The organism is Rhizobium aethiopicum, from assembly GCF_014197535.1.
Lineage (GTDB): Bacteria > Pseudomonadota > Alphaproteobacteria > Rhizobiales > Rhizobiaceae > Rhizobium > Rhizobium aethiopicum_A.
The window spans coordinates 92,708-113,485 of the sequence record NZ_JACIFV010000011.1 but is presented as its reverse complement, the minus strand read 5'-3'; the positions used below and the strand labels follow the sequence as shown (position 1 = coordinate 113,485).

At 56.7% G+C, this 20,778-nt stretch carries 15 protein-coding genes and 3 pseudogenes; 12 read left to right on the top strand and 6 right to left on the bottom strand.

Translation table 11 applies throughout. The features are described from left to right. Positions 1-62 precede the first annotated feature (62 nt). The 4 genes from GGD53_RS16750 to prs are packed head-to-tail and all read left to right on the top strand — an operon-like array spanning position 63 to position 2,981. Complete coding sequence (locus GGD53_RS16750) at positions 63-557, top strand: hypothetical protein (RefSeq protein WP_004672713.1); 495 nt, start codon at positions 63-65, stop codon at positions 555-557. Between the two features lie 5 nt (positions 558-562). After that, positions 563-892: a hypothetical protein gene (locus tag GGD53_RS16745; RefSeq protein ID WP_004672714.1), complete on the top strand. Its 330-nt coding sequence runs from the start codon at positions 563-565 to the stop codon at positions 890-892. Positions 893-921: 29 nt separating this feature from the next. Then, complete coding sequence (locus GGD53_RS16740) at positions 922-2,037, top strand: nucleotidyltransferase family protein (protein ID WP_004672715.1); 1,116 nt, start codon at positions 922-924, stop codon at positions 2,035-2,037. A 2-nt stretch (positions 2,038-2,039) separates the two neighbouring features. Further along, a complete protein-coding gene (gene prs, locus GGD53_RS16735) occupies positions 2,040-2,981 on the top strand; it encodes a ribose-phosphate diphosphokinase (protein ID WP_011053499.1) in 942 nt (313 codons plus the stop codon). A 6-nt stretch (positions 2,982-2,987) separates the two neighbouring features. Here prs and GGD53_RS32155 read toward each other — a convergent pair whose 3' ends face one another. After that, a complete protein-coding gene (locus GGD53_RS32155) occupies positions 2,988-4,022 on the bottom strand; it encodes a zinc-dependent alcohol dehydrogenase (RefSeq protein WP_011053500.1) in 1,035 nt (344 codons plus the stop codon). 410 nt (positions 4,023-4,432) lie between these two features. Further along, positions 4,433-5,056: pseudogene (locus GGD53_RS16725) on the bottom strand (acyl-homoserine-lactone synthase). A gap of 434 nt (positions 5,057-5,490) precedes the next feature. Here GGD53_RS16725 and repA point away from each other — a divergent pair. The 3 genes from repA (at position 5,491) to repC (ending at position 9,091) form a co-directional block, all read left to right on the top strand. Then, the gene (gene repA, locus GGD53_RS16720) at positions 5,491-6,705 is read left to right on the top strand and encodes a plasmid partitioning protein RepA (protein ID WP_008534005.1); all 1,215 of its coding nucleotides are present in this window, start codon (positions 5,491-5,493) and stop codon (positions 6,703-6,705) included. Beyond that, positions 6,702-7,727 (top strand): plasmid partitioning protein RepB, encoded by a 1,026-nt coding sequence (gene repB, locus GGD53_RS16715; RefSeq protein WP_004672729.1) that lies wholly within the window; start codon positions 6,702-6,704, stop codon positions 7,725-7,727. The genes repA and repB overlap by 4 nt, the downstream gene beginning before the upstream one ends. Positions 7,728-7,882: 155 nt before the next feature. Then, a complete protein-coding gene (gene repC, locus GGD53_RS16710) occupies positions 7,883-9,091 on the top strand; it encodes a plasmid replication protein RepC (protein WP_016737357.1) in 1,209 nt (402 codons plus the stop codon). A 450-nt stretch (positions 9,092-9,541) separates the two neighbouring features. On the opposite strand, the pseudogene GGD53_RS16705 reads toward repC, so the two are convergent. Further along, a pseudogene (locus GGD53_RS16705) lies at positions 9,542-9,753 on the bottom strand (IS3 family transposase); the annotation flags it as partial. Continuing rightward, complete coding sequence (locus tag GGD53_RS16700; protein WP_281413915.1) at positions 9,707-10,663, bottom strand: IS4 family transposase; 957 nt, start codon at positions 10,661-10,663, stop codon at positions 9,707-9,709. The gene GGD53_RS16700 and the pseudogene GGD53_RS16705, both read right to left, overlap by 47 nt. Before the next feature lie 18 nt (positions 10,664-10,681). On the opposite strand from GGD53_RS16700, the pseudogene GGD53_RS16695 reads away from it, so the two are divergent. After that, positions 10,682-11,456: pseudogene (locus tag GGD53_RS16695) on the top strand (integrase core domain-containing protein); the annotation flags it as partial. A 1,046-nt stretch (positions 11,457-12,502) separates the two neighbouring features. On the opposite strand, the gene GGD53_RS16690 reads toward GGD53_RS16695, so the two are convergent. Beyond that, positions 12,503-13,420, bottom strand: a complete 918-nt coding sequence (locus GGD53_RS16690; protein ID WP_008534020.1) for a recombinase family protein — start codon at positions 13,418-13,420, stop codon at positions 12,503-12,505. A 1,136-nt stretch (positions 13,421-14,556) separates the two neighbouring features. Between GGD53_RS16690 and hxsB the strand changes: the two genes are divergently transcribed. The 4 genes from hxsB to GGD53_RS16670 are packed head-to-tail and all read left to right on the top strand — an operon-like array spanning position 14,557 to position 18,871. Beyond that, entirely contained in the window at positions 14,557-15,963 is a 1,407-nt protein-coding gene (gene hxsB, locus GGD53_RS16685; RefSeq protein ID WP_085861351.1) for a His-Xaa-Ser system radical SAM maturase HxsB, read from the top strand. After that, the gene (hxsC, locus tag GGD53_RS16680; protein ID WP_085861352.1) at positions 15,960-17,042 is read left to right on the top strand and encodes a His-Xaa-Ser system radical SAM maturase HxsC; all 1,083 of its coding nucleotides are present in this window, start codon (positions 15,960-15,962) and stop codon (positions 17,040-17,042) included. The genes hxsB and hxsC overlap by 4 nt, the downstream gene beginning before the upstream one ends. Further along, entirely contained in the window at positions 17,039-17,686 is a 648-nt protein-coding gene (gene hxsA / locus GGD53_RS16675; RefSeq protein WP_085861353.1) for a His-Xaa-Ser repeat protein HxsA, read from the top strand. Before hxsC ends, hxsA begins: the two co-directional genes overlap by 4 nt. A 24-nt stretch (positions 17,687-17,710) precedes the next feature. Beyond that, complete coding sequence (locus tag GGD53_RS16670; protein ID WP_085861354.1) at positions 17,711-18,871, top strand: hypothetical protein; 1,161 nt, start codon at positions 17,711-17,713, stop codon at positions 18,869-18,871. On the opposite strand, the gene GGD53_RS16665 is transcribed toward GGD53_RS16670, so the two are convergent. Further along, positions 18,865-20,778, bottom strand: a complete 1,914-nt coding sequence (locus GGD53_RS16665) for a DUF4236 domain-containing protein (protein ID WP_085861355.1) — start codon at positions 20,776-20,778, stop codon at positions 18,865-18,867. The genes GGD53_RS16670 and GGD53_RS16665 overlap by 7 nt on opposite strands.

Here is a 20,778-nt window from a genome sequence, read left to right as displayed (position 1 = left end):
ATAATTGCTGTGTCGACGACGTAATTTAACCAGGTCAACAAAAATAACGTGGAGGATTGAGGATGAGCAGAGCTTTCCGAGGTGCGGCGGGTGTGGCGCACACACTTGCGAACAACGCGATACGATCCGGCAACAAAGCAGCCGCCCAGCAAGCCCAGGTGATTTCTCGTCTTGCGGAAGGACTCGCCCGGCTGCAGGCGGGTTTGGATGACCAAGCTCAGCAATTGACGGCTGGCCTTGTAAAATTAGAGCAATCGCTAAAGGTGTCACGCAGATCGCAACGGTCGAAATCCGGCTCACTCGCTGCTAACGGCGAACTACAAGACTACTACGTTGATATAACCGCCTCGAAGAAATTTGGCAAAGCCAATTGGCCGCGCGCCGCCGATTCAGGTCTTGTAGGACGCCGCATTGGGCGAGGACCGGTTAGGATGACTGGTTCCGACACACAATCGGCAAAGGCGGTTACCGCCGCATTCGCCAAACTTCTCTCGGCTCAGGCACAATTGCTGCAGATACGCAGTGAAGTGGAAGACCTCAAGAAGGTTCAGAGGTAGCGGCAATGGCTAGTTCCCGACTGTTTGGCTACGCCGTTGACGAAGAGGATGGCAAGCTGGTAATCGTGATTGACGGATTGCTTGCCGAAAGTTGCATCCGGCAAATTCGGGACAGCGCCCAGACGGGCCGCGGTGGTGAACTCTTGTCGCGATTGCTGCCGGTAAGTTCGGTTTACAAGCTTATGTCTGGACAAGAGGAACGCGCTGAAGAAACGCTCAGCCTTGAACAGTTGCTTGGACAAAACGTCGACCAGAGTTTCGCTTCCTTCGAACAACAGTTCGCCGACCTGAGGCAGACACTAGCCGAATTCGGCAGCCCGGAAAGTTCGAAATAAATCACGCAGCCGTATCAGGAGTCTCCGCGATGCTTCGGTTGTCACCAGAAGACTCTATTTTGCTGATCACCTGCCGGGCCTACCTACGACCCGAGGATGAAGAGCGTTTGGTCCGTCTCTGCAAGGAGCCTGTCAACTGGCCCTATGTGGTATGGCGCGCCGAGCATAATCGGACGGTGCCGCTGCTTGAGAATCACTTGCGCCGCCTCGATTTGTTGACACTATTGCCTACTGAGGCGGCGCATTACGTTCAGTGCTGGACTGTCATGTCAAAGGTCAGGTCCGCACTCGAATTTCGCAATCTGCCAGAAATCATGGATGCGCTGGATCGGGCCGGCATCGCCTGGTTCCTGGTGAAGGGACCAGATCTCGCGCTTCTCCACTATCCCGATCCACTCCTACGGCCGATGACCGATCTCGACATCATGGTCAAGCCCGCTGACGCGCAGCGCGTGCAGCGGCTCATGTTCGATCTCGGCTACCGGCACGGTATTTTCGACCCTTCAAATGGCAACTGGCATCCGGAACGAAAGGAACTCGATGACGAAACCTTCCGCGAAAGCTATTCCTTGCCGGTGTTTGTAAGGATAGAATCCGTTGAATCTCCGTTCCCTGGTCCCGCGGTGCCACGCCAGCTGCGCTACCGCCACGTAAAGGGATACATCGATTCCGCGAAGAAGCTGCACATGCCCATCTTCATTGATATGCATGTAAATCTCTCCGTCGGCATCGATGTCGAAGACATATGGTCAGGCGTGCGTCTTGCAAACGGTCTAGGCCGCATATTGCAGGTCCAATCCGCGACTGGCGCCGTCTGGTTCCTTTCGGCCAGGCTTTATCACGAGGCCTTCCTTTATAATTCGCTTCGACTATTGATGTTCGGCGATCTTCATGCGGTTCTACACAAAGAAATGGCGAATATTAGCTGGGCGGAGGTCGCTGCGATAGGTTACAAATACGAGATGAGGCCGGCGTTATATTTCGTCCTGACGCAGATGAAGCGCATCTGTGGGATAGACATACCGTCCGAGTTCCTAGAGCTCATTCGACCTGATCAAACCGAGGTACCACTTCAACATGATTGGGGCGACGTGTTGCCCAAACTGCTGTCTATTCCCACTGTTAACGATCTTGAGCTGGCGTAAATATGGCGCCCGAGTCACCATATCGTACAGATCCTGCGGCGAACGACCTTCGTATCGCAGCAACCGAAACCTCTGCAAAGTTTGCGTCAACAGTCCATCGGGCCCTCACGCGGTCAGGAATAACGATCCTAAACACGCAGGTGTTCAGCAATGGCCAGATGGCTGTCACTCCGCGCGACGGCGGGCTTGGCGGAAATGTGGTGGTCGTGCAAACATTTCCTGACAGCGTTCATGATCGTCTTTTCGAGTTGTTCCTAGCGCTTGGTGCCGTGCGGGCGCGGGGTCCCCGCACGATTACCGCTGTTCTTCCCTACCTCCCATATTCGCGTTCGGATCGCCCTGCCTTCGACGGCGGACCTGTACCGGTGCGAATCCTTGCGGGGATTATCGAAACGCTCGGTATAGATCGGCTGATAACTTTCGAACTCCATGTTCCTCAGCTGTGCGCCGCATTTGCCTGTCCTGTCGTCAATCTTCAGTTCGCTCCCGCCCTAGTTCGCCATCTCGGTTCTGCGGCCGTCGATGGCGACATGGTCGTTTCACCGGACTTCGGCGGAGCGAAGCGAGCTGAGCACTTGGCGGCCCTGCTCGGCTGCCCATTCGCTGTCATGCGCAAGCACCGCAGAGACGATGATGACTTTCGGGAGAGCGTCGAGATTCTGGGGGACGTTGCTGGCCGGACGATCATCCTGATTGACGACGAAATCAACAGTGGTCAGACGGCTTTTTCAGCCGCCGCACATCTCAAAGCGGCAGGCGCTCGCAAGATAACCCTTGCCGCAGCCCATGCCATATTCACGCCGTCGCTGAACGAAAACTGGGGACGGTCTCAGATCGACCGCATCGTTGTGACCGACAGCGTCGGACGTACCGACAATTTCCCCGACAGTGTCGAAGTAGTCTCGATCGGCAACGAAATTGCAGGCGCGCTGCAGGCACGCTGAGAAGCATTACCTGAAATCTAGCATCACGCGATTAACACGTGGATCGAGCGCCTGCTCGAATGCCTCTTGGGCGTTTGACGAGGGCCAAAGATTGACCTGCAGCACGTCGAAGCGTGCGGCATGTTCAACGATGGTTCGAATGGCATTTCTCACGTCGTCCGCGCTTTGGGCTATGGTGCCGATCAGTTCAATTTCCCGGTAATGCAGAAAGTTAGCGCCTACCGATAACAAATCGGACGTCGGAATCGATTGGTAGAGTACAATCCTGGCACCGCGTGACGCCGCAGCTATGGCCCCCTGAATGCCTCTGACACCGAAGCGCGTGCAAAAGATGCAGTCGAAGCCCCAGCCATCCGTTAATTTCTCGACGAGTTTCGGATCAGACAGAGAATGAACTGACCCCGTTGCATGGGCGCCGGTCGACATCACAGGCCCATGCGTTGCCACGTCGTCATCGAAAAGGTAAACGTCGCATCCTTTGGTTGTCAGAAGTATCGAATGGAGAAGGCCCATCGTGCCTCCGCCGATGACGGCCACAGTGTCTCCAGCCTTTGCACGCGCCCTATTTATGCCGCGTGCCACGCAGGCGACAGGTTCAACTAACGCGGCACGCTCGGGAGCCAAAAAGGAAGGTACGGAAAAAACCTGATAGGCGGGTACGCCCACAAAATTGGCCAATCCCCCCGGCCCCTGCGGCACCCCTCCTCTCGCTTTAGGATTTAAATATGCACAGTGGTTGTCCAGTCCGAGGCGGCAGGCACGACATTGGCCGCATCTGCGCATTAAAAGCACCGCAACGCGGTCTCCTACGCGCAGGCCATCCGGTACATCGTCCGGCAGAGACACGATCGTGCCTGACAACTCGTGCCCGCCCCAATAGGGGTAAGTCGGCTTGGCGCCCCGATAAACGCGTTGCTCCGGTGTGCAGAGTCCACACAACTCTATCCGCACACCGACTTCGGACGATACGGCGAGTGGAACCGACAATGTCCATTCTTCAACCTTGCGGGGGCAAGTAATTACGAGTCCACGAACCTCCATACGAGACCTCTCGCTCCCCGACACACCGACTATCCTAATATGTACACTTACTTGCATCCAGAATCTAGCCAACAACCACAGGCGGCAGTCAGAAAGCTGATGAAATCACGTGCCTTGCTGGCGGGCTTGCTTATGTCCTGGGTCTTGACAAGCTTCTCGGAGATATCGTCGGCGCAAACGGCAAAGGACGTTTCAAGCGGCAGAAGTGTTCCCTTGCGCAAGGAGCGACGAAACTATTGAAGGTAGAGTGGAGCGCTTGGGCCGCGTCAATGCCACCAGCCTCAAACACGAGCCGCGGTTTACCAGCCCGTTCTTCGATGCATCCTCATCTCTGCGAAGATGCCATGTCGCCTTCCCTCATCTGCCCGCGCGAACCCTCCTAAGAGCCTATCGCCACATCGTCCAAAGCTTCATCCTTCGTGGCGCACCGGTTCGAACCGAACAGACCAACAATCCGAGTCGCACCGAGAAGGATGACGGCAACTAGATCGGTAGTTGGGCGGCCGCAACATCAGAAAGGTCTCAGCGTTTGCTGGACGCGTGCCTGCGATGGCGGTGGTGGCAACGATCTTCTCTGGCTGCCCCAAGCGCGGGAGAGGCCATTCGACGCTAGCAAGAGTTCGCTCGAACCTGATATCCGTTACCGCAACGACTTCGCTGAGACCACCTCCCAGGCACCATTCTACGATGCCGGCGAACAAGGTCAGCGTTGCCTCGTGAACGGAACCATCTCCCCTCCCCTCCCCTCCACTCTTCGAGGTGTCGACGCAAAAGCGAGAACTCTAGACCATCAGGGGATTGGCGTTCAGGCGACCCTTCGGGAGCAGAGACGGAAATACGTCTACCAGCATGGTCGGTCCCATCGCAGACAAATCGCGTGCACATCCTGCAAGTGGTCCAGCCGCGGTGACATCCAGGATGGCAGTCGGGGCGAGAGCGTCAACCCCATCTGCCTCGCACTCGTCGACTACTTCTACATCCCAAGTGCGAGTGGAAAAGATCCTCGCACGTAGCCTATGATCGTCCTGAAGCAGCTACGCTTCGTAGTAAATTTTTGGTGTCGAGATCGCGAATACCTGCATGAATTTCTCCGCCGCCGTTAGGCGCCGGGAACTCTGCACGAATTGGAATCGGGCGTCCGTTGTCGAATGCTTACGGTTTTGTGCGAGTGAGTCGCGGCAAGGGGATCACCGACTTTGCCGAGGTCTTCTGCTTTTCGTCTAAATCGCCGGGGCACATTTGTAGGATTCACAATAAAACACACCATGACCAATCGGTACCGCGGTCTTGCTAAGCTGCAGGATATAAACGGAAAAATCCATTTACTCTACGTTCCGGGTTTATCCACGTTAGCCTTTCGTTAACCTAAAACCCCTTGCTCAAAATGCAGAATCGGCTCTAATAGCTAGTGGCGGAACTTTAGCGGTTTCGCGAAAAGTTCCGCCACTTGCAGGAAATGGATTTTGAGATGGCGAAAACCGCAGCAAAAACAGCGCCGGTCGTCGAAGGGTTGACCGCATTGATGGAGCGTCATGCTGACGCTCTCTCCAGCCAACTTCAAGCACATCATCTCAAGGTCTTCCCGCCGACGTCCGAAAAGGGCATTCGATCCTTTGCACCGTCAGAAGCCTCAAAATTGCTTGGCATCGGTGAGTCTTATCTTAGACAAACTGCTTCGGAAATGCCTGAACTGCACGTTAGTATGAGCCCTGGCGGTCGACGCACGTTCACGATCGAAGATATTCATTCAATCCGTAAGCACCTGGACCTGATTGGCCGCGGGAACCGGCGCTACCTGCCCCATCGTCGCACGGGGGAGCAGCTTCAAGTCGTCTCGGTGATGAATTTCAAAGGCGGCTCGGGCAAGACGACGACAGCCGCGCATCTGGCACAGTACCTGGCAATGCGTGGCTACCGGATTCTCGCGATTGATCTTGATCCCCAAGCAAGCCTTTCCGCACTCTTCGGCAGTCAGCCAGAAACTGACGTTGGTCCGAACGAAACACTCTATGGCGCCATCCGGTATGATGACGAGCAGGTCCCAATCGAGCAGGTTGTCCGAGGAACGTACATCCCGGATCTTCATCTAATTCCTGGCAATCTTGAACTGATGGAGTTTGAGCACGATACCCCGCGCGCGCTTATGAACCGGAAGGAAGGTGACACGCTTTTTTACGGTCGGATCAGTCAGGTCATCGAAGACATCGCGGACAACTACGATGTCGTCGTTATCGATTGCCCTCCCCAACTTGGCTATCTCACGCTTTCAGCTCTGACCGCCGCAACCTCGATCCTCGTCACCGTCCATCCCCAGATGTTGGATGTAATGTCGATGAACCAGTTTCTGGCGATGACCTCGAATCTCCTTCGGGAAATCGAGAACGCAGGCGCCCAGTTCAAGTTCAATTGGATGCGCTACCTCGTCACTCGTTTTGAACCGAGCGATGGCCCGCAGAACCAGATGGTGGGCTATCTGCGTTCGATCTTTGGCGAAAATGTCCTCAATTTTCCGATGCTCAAGACGACCGCCGTTTCGGACGCTGGCCTGACGAATCAAACCCTCTTTGAGGTTGAGCGCGGACAGTTCACGCGCTCGACCTATGATCGGGCCTTAGAGGCGATGAACGCCGTCAACGACGAGATCGAAACTCTAATCAAAAAAGCATGGGGTAGAACCACATGAGTCGGAAGCACCTCCTTGACGTCACCACGGACGCGCCCGACAGCTCATCAGCTGCTGAACACAGAGCGGCAAAGACTCGCTCCATGCCGCTTCTCGGCGTGACCAGAAAAGAACGAGATCCAGCGACGAAGCTGACTGCAAACATCGGTAACGCGTTGCGCGAGCAAAATGATCGTCTTGGTCGTGCCGAGGAGATCGAGCGGCGTCTCGCCGAAGGTCAGGCCGTGGTTGAACTGAACGCGTCGTCAATCGAGCCGTCCTTCGTTCAGGATCGCATGCAAGGTGATATCGAAGGACTTCTTGCATCCATCCGCGAGCAAGGACAGCAGGTCCCAATCCTTGTGAGACCTCATCCCGTTAAACCCGCGCACTACCAAGTTGCCTTTGGACATCGCCGGCTGCGCGCCGTTTCGGAGCTAGGACTGCCGGTCAAGGCGGTTGTTCGAGACTTGACGGACGAGCAGTTGGTTGTCGCACAGGGTCAGGAAAACAATGAGCGCGAAGACCTCACCTTCATCGAAAAGGCACGTTTCGCACACAAGCTAAACAAGCAGTTTCCACGAGAAATCGTCATCGCGGCTATGTCAATCGATAAAAGCAACTTGTCGAAGATGCTCCTGCTTGTTGACGCCCTCCCCTCTGAATTGATCGATGCCATCGGCGCCGCTCCAGGCGTTGGACGCCCAAGTTGGCAGCAATTGGCAGAGCTGGTTGAGAAAGCATCGCCTCCGGCAGGCGCTGCGAAATATGCTGCCTCGGAGGAGGTGCAGGCGCTGCCGTCGTCGGAACGGTTCAAGGCAGTGATCGACCATCTGAAACCGCGTCGGACTGCGCGCGGGTTGCCAGACGTCCTGTCGACCCCCGATGGCGACAGGCTTGCGCAGGTCACGCAGAGCAAGAGCAAGCTAGAAATTACCATTGACAGGAAAGCCACGCCGGATTTCGCGGCTTTCGTACTCGAGCATTTGCCGGCGCTTTACCAGGAGCATCGCGCAAAGCATCAACGGAAACAGGGAGTGTAACCCGCAAAAGAAAAGAGCTCCCTCAACGTCGCCGTCGTGGAAGCCCTTCTGTCTCTGTAGCAAGAACAGAATCGCATTTCCTCGAATCCTCGTCAAGAGTCTTTGGCGCCGTTTTGGTGAGCGAATTTCCTTTGCCTGCTGAAAGGTGAGAGACAATGCAGTCGGGGAATGTAGCGACGCCGTTCGGGCGGCGGCCAATGACGCTTGCGCTCGTGCGGCGCCAGGCGGCAATGGAAATCAAGCATGGAAAAGCTGCCGATAAGTGGAAAGTGTTGAGAGACGCTTCCGCCGCGATGGAACTGCTCAAGATCCAGTCGAACAGTCTGGCTGTTCTTGACGCACTTTTGAGTTTTTATCCTGACAATGAGTTGCGTCAGGATGCACAATTGATTGTCTTCCCCTCGAATGCCCAACTGGCGCTTCGGGCGCATGCAATGGCGGGCGCAACGTTGCGGCGGCATATTGCCATTCTGGTGGAGTCGGGGTTGATCGCCCGTAAGGATAGCGCCAATGGCAAGCGCTTCGCCCGCAAGGGCGACGATGGCCAGATCGAGAATGCTTTTGGCTTCGACCTGTCGCCCCTCCTGGCGCGATCGGAAGAGTTGGCGATGTTGGCGCAAAGAGTGGCGGCCGAGAGAGCCTCGCTCAGGAAAGCCAAAGAGAGCCTTACAATTTGCCGGCGGGATGTTCGCAAACTTATTACTGCTGCAATGGTCGAGGGCGCCGACGGCGATTGGAAGACGACCGAGGACATCTACATTGCGCTCGCGAGCAGAATTCCGCGCGTTCCGACCCTTGAAGGGGTCACTAGCGTTCTCAATGAAATGGAGATGCTCCGTGAGGAAGTGCTTAATCGTTTGGAAAACCTCGAGAATGCTGAAAAAATTAGCACCAATGCTGCTCATATCGAGCAGCACATACAGAATTCAAAACCCGAATCCGTAAATGAATCTGAACCACGCTCCGAAAAGGAGCAGGGGGCAAAGGCGAGCTTGAGCCATCAGCCGAAGAATGAATCGCAAAGGGCGTTCCCCTTGGGATTGGTGCTCAAGGCGTGCCCGATGATCAGCGACTATGCACCGCGCGGCGTGGGGAGCTGGCGAGATCTGATGTCTGCCGCTGTGGTGGTTCGATCTATGCTGGGGGTAAGCCCTTCCGCCTACCAGGATGCCTGCGAGGCGCTAGGACCGGAGAATGCTGCGGTGGCAATTGCGTGCATCCTGGAAAGGGCTAACTTCATCAACTCTCCTGGAGGCTATCTGCGGGATCTAACGCGCCGAAGTGAGCGCGGTGAATTCTCGCTTGGCCCGATGATAATGGCGTTGTTGAAGGCCAACGGGCAAGGCGGTTTGAGGGCTGGGTAAGTGCGGCTGATCGTTATTCCTGCCGTTGAGGATTTCGGTTGTGGTCAGCTGACCACCAAGCTAACCCCTTGGAAAACACCAACTTTCAAAGGCGGCTTGTCGCAGGCATTGTGCCGGTTACCGTCTGGCTCCCGAGCCAAATGACGCCTCTTAGGGGAACAGTAGACCGTGATCTCAATACGAACGCGCCCAAGGTCGCGCACGAACAAGACCAGGAGCGAAGTCTTCGCACGAAATGGCAGCCGCCTTTCATCAATTCATTGGCACCGGCGCGGCAAATCGCAAGGCGGCCGGCTGTGCCGGCTAATCGCGAGTGGGCGATGGCGCCGCATGGATAGGACGCAATAGGAACAAGTACCTGCTGCCATCCGCAGCGCCGGAATCTACGGGGCTGATTCGCGGCGGCACTTCCACAACACTGGGAGAATTCATCAACCGCTATCTTGGGCGAGGTGACGCAATGAGCCACTCGACCCTATGGTCTTTTGACCAGGCAAGAATGGCATTCGAGGTGAGTTTGGTGCCGTTGTCGGAGAGATCATTGCGAGTTTCGAGCGAGGCGACGACCGGAGATCGAGGTGTCCGGGGATCGCCGCGAGGCATTCTCGCGTCGCGTCATCGACGATGTTGAGCACGCGAAACCCCCTTCCGTAAGCGAACTTGCAGGCACGCGCGCACGGATCCTGGCCAACGCGAAGGCTCTGCCCGCTGGTCGCTGGATTTTGTTCGTGACCAAAAGCAAATGATCCAGTGGAACATTTCTCCACCGAACGACTGAGGCATATACCTATCTCGCAAGGCCCAGCCATCGGCACAGTATTTGAGTCCGTTGAAGAAGGTGATGGGTCCAGGCGGCTTGGAGGAGGCATAGCCGTTCCAGCCGCCGAGTTTGGCGATGATCCAAGCGGCCCAGGCGAGCGAAGCTTTGGGATGGGGATTGGATTGCAGCTTGGTCTTGCCCTTGAAGCGGCTTTCGAGGGCGGCGAGCGTGTTGATCTCGTGGGGACTGACTGCCAGGCTTGCCGGGTGAGGATCGCCGCCACTGCGGTCCTGCACGAGTTGGAGGACGATTGCCGCGGCCTTGGCGGCGATGGCGACGAGCTTTTCCAGCCGCGGCGCTAACTGCAATTGGCTGTCCTCGATCTTGAAGCCCTGCGTCTTCATCACCCGGAAGAACTGCTCGATCATCCAGCGCTGCTTGTACCAAGCGACGATCTGCCAGGCGTCAGTCGCACTGGAGAGCGCATGGGTGGTCAAGAGCAGCCAATGCAAGGGCTCGACACCGTCGGGTGCGTCCGGTTCGACGACCTCGACCCAACTGAGCCTAACCCCGTCGGGCAGCCCTTCTTCGCGCAGGTTTTGCGGTTGCCTGATCGTCGCCTGGCCGAAGCGCAGGCACAACGTTGCCTGCCGCGCCGGACGGTCGGCGCGCTCGCGCAGCTCGATCGTTTGGGTGTCGCAGAACCGAACTGTCTCTACGACATCACGCAGTTTAGAGCCGCCGATGAGTGCATGGTCATGCATGACGCGCGACAAAAGATCGAAGCGTTGGTCGGGCAGGTGCGCCCACATCATAAAGAAGTCGCCCTATTGCGCGACCTCGCCAATGAGCGATGGCGTTTCGGCGACCGGCGACCGGCGACCGGCGACCGGCGACCGGCGACCGGCGACCGGCGACCGGCGGCTTCGGCGGGGGGGGGAGCGCCGTTGGCGTCGACCGCATCTACGGGCTCTATCGCGAAGAAGGACTTTCCGTTCGCAAGCAGAAAAGCCGGGGCGGCACGCTGTCGGCACGCGTGGCCCGATCCTGGTCGAAGCGAAGGCCAATGCCCGAAGCTCGCTGAATCTCGTTCACGACCAGTTCGCTTGCGGAAGGCGGTTTCGCGTGCTCAACTTCGTCGAAGACGTGACCCGCGAATGCCTGGCGGCGATCCCGTGCACCTCGATCTTGCGTCGTCGCGTCGCTCGCGAACTGTCGGTCCTCATCGAACGGCGCGGCAAACAGGGGATGATCGTCTCCGACAACGGCACGGAATTCCTCGAATGCCATCCTTGCCAGGTCGAAGGATCATAGTGTCGAGTCGCACGGCATCACGCCGGGAAGCCGATGCAAAACGCTAATGTCGAGAGCTTCAACGGCCGGATGCGGGACGAGATGGTCAACCGGAGCCTGTTCCTCGGCTGCGATTATGCCCGAAGCGCCATTGCTGGGCCGACGATTACAACCACTTCCGGCCGCACTCATCGCTCGGACCAGACCCGGGCACGTGATGCAGATACCATTGCCGCAACCGGCTCCAACGCTGCGCGAGATGAAAGCTTCGCGTTTCCGCCACTTGGCGTACTCGGAGCGCGCAGGCTCTAGTCGCTGCCGGAGAGGATTGAGTGCTAGGTCAGCGGGTCCACTGATCGAGGTTTTTCGCCAGACTCTGCTGTCGTGGGCCAGCAAGTTTTTTGGGGTGGGACGCACTGCCAACAGCTGCTTTTCCGGTGGTCAGCTGACCACAGCTACAACACTCTGAAAAGAAACGACATTTTCGGGCGCTACTATGGACGGCGCATGACCCGCTCCTCGCGCCACCTCTCACAAGATCGGTTGTGTAGAGATAGGTACCGTCCTGTCGCCGCCATGGGTCGCGGGGTCTTGGCGGTCATTTTTGATCGTACATGACGTTCTAAGGGCATTGGTCATGGTTGCCCGGGTAGAATGGCCGACAGCCCTTCTATGCGGCTGGTGTAGTAAGGTCAGTTGATGCACGGAGCCGATTGAGCGGCTTCGTGTTCGAACGAACAATCGCGGTGTTTGTCACGACTGAAAGGAGACATTGCTTTGTAATCTTAACGGCGGTCTCCGCAGGATGCTTCAGGACGAAGACCTCCCAGGCTTAGAGGACAGTCGAAATTTGCTGGTCGTAAAACGAATGTTTGCAGATCTTCGGCCGTAATCATTCTTGTAGGAAATATAGCTGGCGGCGCGGACAAATGGCTCAATCAAATTGTCGAGCATCCTTGAAAGAACGCCGAAACGCGGACGGATTGTAAAAGAAACAAATACTGTCTGACTGAGTTCCGGCTCGCGCCCGAATTCGTCGTGCAGCCGAGACGGCTTTTTGGTAGCGAGGGGAGCGGCTGTCCTCTGCTTTTACCCGCGCCGCCGAGGCTCATGGCCCGCGCGCCTCTGCGGATCATAATCACCGCGGCTGAAGCCTTCAGCACGTTCCGGGGGAGGGGGCGAGCAGGCGGAGGAAGCCGGCTCCGCGGCGAGGATGTAGGCGCTGAGCTGAAACCGCGGAGCGATAGCGACTAGCGGTCCTGGCGCTACAGATCCCCAAAGGCCGGACCTGACGGCTATGCAGTCGAATAGCGACAAGAAAAGACTCTCTGCCATCGGGCGTCGGATGAACCATGCCCTCAACGGCGAATGAGGCCAAATCGGTGGGCTTCGTCCAGCAGGACCCGCACCGAGGACGGTTGCCAGTTCTTGCCGCTGCGCACAGGCCGTTCTCCCATCTGGTCCAGTTGCGCGGCAATGTCGCGCAGCGACAGGTTGGGATCGGCAATGGCAATTGCCGCCACCAGCTTCATCAGATAGTCTTCGGGAGCCCGGCGAGGGGATCGAGCAAGGAGTTCCTTCTCCGCGAGCTTTTCGCGTACCATGCGATGAACAGCGCGACGAAGGCGTTCGACGGTCCAGTCGTGGCCACGGCGATTGAGAACCCGCACGACATTGTCCCAACTGTGCTGCGGCCGGAGTTGACGCACCATCGGCAGCCACGTCTGCGCCGATGCAATGAGTTCATCGAGATAGAGCTTCTCCCGTGCCTGCGAGATTGCCTTGATCGCCTCCGGCCGTCGTTCTCGCAGACCGGGATTTCCAGGAAGCTTGCCGCGTGCCTTCGCCGCCTTAATGCCGGCTTTGGTACGCTCAGCGATTAGCGCCCGCTCGAGCTGCGCGACGGCGCCGAGGACCTGAAGGGAAAACATGCCTTGCGGGGTCGACGTATCGATTGGATCGCGGATCGACCGGAAATGCACGCCGCGGGCCTCGAGGTCCTCGATCACCGACAAGAGATGACTGACGGATCGGGCCAGTCGATCGAGGCGCACGACAATGAGGACGTCGCCGGCGCTAAGTTCAGCGAGTAATCGCGTCAGCACCGGTCGAGCCCGCGATGCTCCGGAACCATGCTCCTGATGGATCCGATCGCAGCCGGCTGCACGCAGCTCGTCCAACTGGGCATCGTGGACCTGTTCATCCGTCGACACCCGGGCATAACCGATCAGCCGCTTGGGAGATTGTTGGTTGTCAAATGTTTGTGGCTTTGCCATCGCGCTTGTAACGGCCCTGTCTCGAAGTAGTTTGTACAGATAAGGCATGCGTTAGAAATCGAACAGTTGCAAGCGTGTTTTATGGGCTAAATGCAGCCCCGCTAGACTCGAAACACGACGTCGAAGGGGCGTCGGGCCGTAACCAGCGTGAAACGCGCTCTGGCGGCCACCTGCGGCGGAAATGCCGGAAAACCAGGGAGTTCGGAGGAGGGGAGGGCCAAGAGGGTGTCGCCTGAGGAATGATTACAGAGAAATCCGCACTCGCTCGGGAGTTAGGGTGGCCGTGTGCGACCCTCATAACAGCCCATGTTCCGCCGATCCTCGCCGAAATCTTCCTGAAAGGGCGGAAAACCAGGCGTTTCCGGTCATCCAAGGCGACCGACATCGCTGATGTCGACTCGATTCAATCACTTCCGATAAGCAGTACTTATCGGAAGTGAACCATGCGCGCCGATACCATAGCGATGACGGAAACAAATCTTAACTTTGCTTCGGTTTTGGAAAAGAACATCATTTATTCATATAGTTAATGACGTATGAAGATCTCAAGCGTCGGTTTACTTGCAAGCAGAGCACGCTGCGAAATGAGCCGACAGATTATTCGGACCGAGGCTAAGCACTCAGGCAGTGGCCCGTCTGGCCTATGCCGCCTCTCGGTTCAGGATTTTTTTTGCGGTGAGCGCCACCCTGTCCTGCGGAATCGAGATCACTTTCCGTCAGAATTGATTTCCGGCCCCAGAAGATGAGTGATGGACACCCTGTTATTCTCGGGAAAATGCAATACAACCATCTGGTGATCTAGCGGCTGAGTTGCTACAGTGATGCGGAGGGGAAGTCGATCGCCATTGTCCGATGGAAAGAACAGAATCCAGCACGCCGATCCAGAGATTTGAACGACGCACTTTGATCGATGTCGATGAAGCGCATCGACCTCACCTTGCTGCGGCAATCCTTCGTTTCAATGCAGCGAATGCTGCGGCAAGGGTCGAGGTCTCGAAGCAAATCACTCTATCCGATGACGGTACGTCGCCCATCGACACGTTGATCGCAAATTTTCACCACTGCCTCTACCGTGAGAAGATCTATTCGGAGACGCTTCCCCTTCGACGGGCTCTCATCAGCGGTGTTCTCGGGCGATGACCGTTTTCCCACTGAAATTCACGCGGTTGGCTTCTGATTATCTATTCGCTGATGACGCCGGAGGGTATTTCCGGGCAGATGGCAGGTTCCTTGAGCGATACGCCGGTGGCAATTTGACCACCTCAGACACCGAGTTTCTTCATACAAGCGGGCACGCATTCGATGAAGTAGGCGACCTCGCGTATATGGGGTTTGCATATCGGTGGGCACAGCGACTGCATCGTCCGCAGGAGCTTAACTACGTCATTCTCGTGCCGACACTTCGCTGCAATTTGGCGTGCGGCTACTGCCAGGTGTCGCGGGTAAACGAAAACACCAGTGGGTTTGACTGGACCGAGGACACGCTCGCCCAGGTTCTTCGTTTTCTCGATGGCATGGACACGGCAAGTGCGAAAATCGAGTTTCAAGGCGGCGAACCGCTTTTGCGATTGGATCTGCTGGAGACGGTTCGAGAGTTTGCGCGGCGCAAATTCAAGGACGTATGCTTCACCGTTTGCACCAATCTGCAGTCTATTTCCGCTGACGCCTGGGCGTTTCTCGACGCTTCGGACACATTCGTTAGTACGTCGCTTGATGGCGAACTTTCGGCTCACCAACGGCAGCGGACAATCACATCCCGCGACACCCACCAGTTTGTTTCTAACCTTCGGTATGCGATCGGAAGGCTAGGGCAAGGGAAAGTGTCGGCGTTGCCCACGCTTGATGTCAACAACCTGCCAACCCCGAACCAGATCATTGAGACGTTCGGCGACTTCGGCTTTCGTTCCATTTTCCTCCGGCCTATCAACCACCAAGGTTTCGCTCGGAAGCGATACCAGACAATGGGCATGGATGAGCGATGGAATGACTATCATGGCCGATTCATCGATGCGTTGATTGAGCACAATTGGACAGCAGATTTCCCTGTCGAGGAATTCTACTTCACGCATTGTCTTCGCCGGATTCTACGCGGCGGCCATAACCACCATGTGGACCTTCGCAACCCGAACATCCTCGGTAAGGACTACATAGTCATCGATTTCGACGGCACGCTTTATCCGTCGGACGAAGCAAGGATGGTGACGAGAGTGGGGCAGATCGACCTGAGTGTCGGCAACCTTTGGGATGGGATCGATCAGGCAAAGCTGGATGTCCTGAATGAGGAAGCGACTAACTCGTTCCATCCAGATTGCGTCCACTGTCCATACCAGGCGGCCTGCGGCATTGACGTGATCGATGACCTCTCCCGGTATGGTCGTATCGACGTGAGGAAGCGTGACACTACCTTCTGCCGACGCCACACCGCGATCTTCGACAAGATATTTGAGCTGCTCTATTCGGATGACAAAAAAGCCCACAAGAGCCTCGCGGCATGGGCCGGAATCCCGGAGTTCGATTGTTCGCTCGCCCCGATACACACATGATCGATTTGCGGCTCAAGATCGGTGACGTCCCAATCGACCATCCAAGTATAGTTCGCCTGCGCACGGACGCGGTGGAGAGTGAGCATGATGCTGTCCTGATCGATCGTGACCACCAGAGTCAAACCTTCGATCTCGCGGGCTATTCGCTTCGCGTCTACTGCGATCCCCAAACTGATCTTGACGGCGACGTGCTCCTTCTGGTTCCAGGTCGAAACTCGGCTCATCGATTGCTGCGAGCAAGGTCGAGGCACAACACCTTCCTGGTTACCGAGCAATGCGACCAGCTTTGCGTGATGTGCTCGCAGCCTCCCAAGAAATATCACGTCGACCTCTTCGACCAATTCACAGTCGCCGCCACCTTGGCCCCGGAAAACGCGCGCATCACGATATCTGGCGGCGAGCCGCTGCTGCACAAACGAAGACTATTTCAATTCCTCGTCGCCGCCGCGAAGGCCAGACCCGATATCTCATTTCATGTTCTGACAAACGGCCAGTTTTTCGAACCTGGTGACATCGTCCTAATTGATGAGATCGGAAGAGATCGCGTGCTGTGGGGCATTCCCCTGTACGCACCTTACGCCGAACTTCACGACAGCATCGTTGCAAAGCGGGGTGCCTTTGAAACGTTGTCGCAGAATTTCATGACGCTGATGAGGGTGGGCGCTGCCGTCGAGCTTCGGACGGTGGTCCTTCAGCAGAACTGGGATGTGTTGCCACGGCTTGCGGAGTACGTCTCGACCCGGCTTCCGTTCATCGATGTCTGGGCCATAATGCAATTAGAAAATATCGGCTACGGTAGAATGAACTGGGGGGATTCGTTCAAGGATACGTCGCTGGATTTCCGAGAACTACGGAGCACCATCAATCTCGCGATTGGCCGCGGTATCCAGACTCTTCTATATAATTTCCCTCTTTGCACAGTTCCCCTAGAGTACCGGCATCTGGCACCAGGCACGATATCAGATTGGAAGAACAAATTCCTCGAAGAGTGCGGTGAATGTAAGTTGCGTTCTACTTGTGGTGGATTTTTTGAATGGTATAAAGCTGATGAGGGGTTTGGGGGACTGTCACGACAATGAAAAAGCGCAAGGCTTACCTGGTGCCGTCATTGATTGCGGCTGGGTTCATGCCATCGAAAAGCGATGCAACGCCACTTGTCGGCGTTACCAACAAGAAGCCAGAACCAACCCTCTTTGAGCGGCTGCAAGTCAAGCAGGTCTACACTCTCGCAGGCCATAGCTCGCATTCGAGCCACGCAAGTCATAGCAGTCATGCTAGTCACGCGAGCCATGCATCGGGCTCTGGTGGCGGATACGTTGTGCCGCGTGGCGACTACAACAACAGCACGACCTATACGCAGCCCGACCCGACACCGAGCTATTCGCCCAATCCGGGACCGGTCATCAGAAGTCTTCCTACTACTCCTAACATACCGACGTCGACTGACAGCTATCCGACGCAGGTTGCCCCGCAATCTTCATCGGTGAACACAGCGCCACTGCCGCTGAAGACGTTGCCAGGCAACTCGGACAAATTTCGCCGTGTTGTTATTCAGGTCCAGACTGCTCTGGTTGCCTATGGCTATTACCGCGGTCCGGTAACAGGGCAGGTCGATGCCGCAACGAGGGTTGGACTTAATAAAATGCAGGATGCCTATGGGCTGAAGGTGACCGGAACGATCACGCCTCAAGTTCTCACAGCTTTTGGAATTTCAACAAACTGAGCCGATCAGATTGGGGAGGGAGCGATGCGCTCGTCTGTCTTCATTTCTTGCCTGATTTTATTGGCCGCGCTGATCCCAAGCCCGAGTCACGCAGTGATCAGATTTGCTCATGTGAAAGCGGCGAACAACGACATTTTGTTGGTTCAAGGAACGTTCGAGCCAAGCGATCGTCCGGAAAAGCTCGAAGCCGAAATAGAGAACAGCATTCCGAGATTCATCGCATTCAATTCGCCGGGCGGGGATACGGATGCCGCGATCGGATACGGCCGGGCTATTCGTCGGCTGAAGCTTTCGACGTTGCAGGTTTCGGGTTCGAAATGCGAGGCCGCATGCTTATTCGCATTTGCCGGCGGAGTGCAGCGTTTCGCGGAAGACGCCTCCGTGATCGTTGATCGGACGCTTTTTTCCCCGGGAAGCTCGGGCCAGCAAACCGGCACCGATAGATACAAAGCCTACCTGGCGGAGATGGGCCTCGATCCCAGCTTGTTCACATTTGTCACCGGTCTGGCCGACGGCGATCGACGGGTGCTGTCGCTGATCGATATGGCTGGCTTTGGTCTCGTGACTGGTCAGCCTACCCCCTACGCGGCACCGACTGCGGAAGAGACCGCCGTATCCAACGAGCTTCCTTCGACAGCATTGAACGATGCAGCGCTTCAGTTCTTCCAGGAAATGCAGCGGACCTGGTCGACGAATGAAGGAATGTTCTTCCTCGCGAACAACTATGGGGACTCCATTGTTTATTACGGCACCCAGCGCTCGAAGGCAGACGTCCTAAACGAGAAGCAACAGTTCGCTGAACGGTGGCCTGTGCGCATTTATGCCGTTCGGTCTGGCACAGCAAACGCAGCATGCTTTGATATCTGCACCGTCTTCGCGGTGGTCGATTGGTATACCTACAGCCCCTCACGTAAAAAATCCGCCTCTGGCGCGGTGAACGCGGTGATGACATGGGACCCCGCGACCCACAAAATTCTGGCGGAGAACGGTAAGATCACGACCAAGGACAATTCGGTGGCTGGACCAGATCGGATTATTCGTCGCTGGCTGACCGACAACGCTGCGTGCTCGTTGTCGTACGCAGAGGACGCTTGTAATTCACAAGCACTGCTTCTTACGGAATTGACCAACAGCGGCTGGTGCCGCAAACCCGATGCGACTTGGGGGCCGTGCAATCCTCAATAAGTCCGACCACCGGACTGGAAGGTGTTTCGCACCTTGGGCGTGGTTGTTTGACGCGAAACCGGCCGTTGACCAAGCAGTTCCTTCGGTACCCATCCCATCGCTGACGGACCACCAGAGACATGGACCCATCCGCTTTCCGTCTCGAGGACGGCGAGCAACGCATTCTGGCCGACTGCGCCGACCGGGATATATTTTGTGCCGGGTCCATCCCTCAGTTGGAAGGGTTGCTTCATGTAGGCAAATTTTGGTTCCGGTGGGGCGATGTAAGGCGCGACAGGCGGCTCTGATGCTGCGTCCAATATAGACGCGGCGGGCGCGGTCGCGGCTGCCGCAAGCGCCTCAAAGATCGCAGGATCGGGTGGCGGCTCCTGATCAGCCCGAAGGGAGGAAAGTGTCGAAAATGCCGGATCATCTACTATTGCCGTAGCGTCATCGTTCGGTGCCTGGACAGGGAGTGCCGGCTTACCGGCTTCCGAAGCGGAGCCAGAAGGGGTTGTGGCAGGGGTCACCATCGTCGACGATGATGGTGACCCCTGTGCTGAACCAGTAGCGGAGGCCGCGGGCCTTCCCGGCGTTGATGATGACGATGCGACTTGCCCCGAACCGGTGGGAGCAGTGGCCTGCGTTGTGACGGGCCTAGTCGATTTCTCCGCGTTTTGGAGTGCGGCGATAGCAATAGGAAGTCCAAAGATGCCCCCAATGATGAGGGCTATAGCAGGTACAGCGCCCTTTCGCCTCTGTTCATCCGGCAGAGGCGAACTTGGTGCCACTGGTGGCGATACTGACGTCGCGGTCGATGGGATCGCTTTCGGGGCTTGTGCAGCCTCCATCCTTGCCTTCGCTAAAGCTTGGAGACCGGCGACGAATCTCGCCAGCTTTCCCACTTGCGAAAATTCCAGTACCTCGTTGAGACCGCTGTCGCTTTGCAGATGAAGGGTATCGTACAAACAGACAGGCAGCTGGCGGTTGTTCCGAAAACGCCGATCGGGCCCGCCATTCTTGTTGGGGTGCTGCCAAGTGCGATCGACGACCTTCGCGTCATGAGGGACATGACCATCTTCGATAAACCGGGACGCCTGCCAGCGAGCGCGGAGATCAGAATATGACAGTGCACCGAAGCGCGAGTTGTGGGTGACCAAAGCAACGTCGGGCATGAAATATATGACCTGCTTGCCAACATGTACCGAGGGCGGTGTGATGTTGCTCTTGATGACCTTCGGCAAAGCGTAGACGAGCTTCGTGGCAGTTCGCTTCACCAAGTGGGATGCGCCTGCATTTCTTTTCCAGGTCGTTAGATCGTTGATCGCACCGCCAGCCTCGATATGCCATTTCCCGGCGCAGGAGCGTAAGTCATCGAAAGCTGCGATCGTCTCCTGGTATGCCTGCTCGACCGGGCCATCGATATCATAAAAGAGAACTGTCGATCGGCGGTACGAGTCGAGCCACGACCCTACCGCCCAGGCGGGAAGGGTCGCGATCAGGACCCAAATCCCCACTGGCGGCGCTTTCGCCAACACAAGGATGCCGAGGAGAGCCGTGAGCCATCCGAAAAGCGCCGACATCCGCCATTGATTGGCCTTCGCGTTGATTTCGTCCAACAATTCGCCGAAGTTCTCGTCTCGCATCAACAAGACGTTGCCGGACTCGAACTCGATCATGTTGACCGCAGGTACTTCAAAAGTGACCTGAGCGGGCGGTGGCTCGCTGGCAACTCTGTGTCGACGTTGGCCAGCATTTTCAAGTGACGCTCGATAATATAGTCCACCTCGTCCGGCATGGATATAGTGGCCCCGAGGTCCGGTACCGACCCTTAAGCCCCTCGCGCCGACAGAGACGCCGATACCTCCTTGGGAAAAATTAAACCGGAATGGTCCCGCCTTGACTGACTTGCGTATGTAGAATGGCAC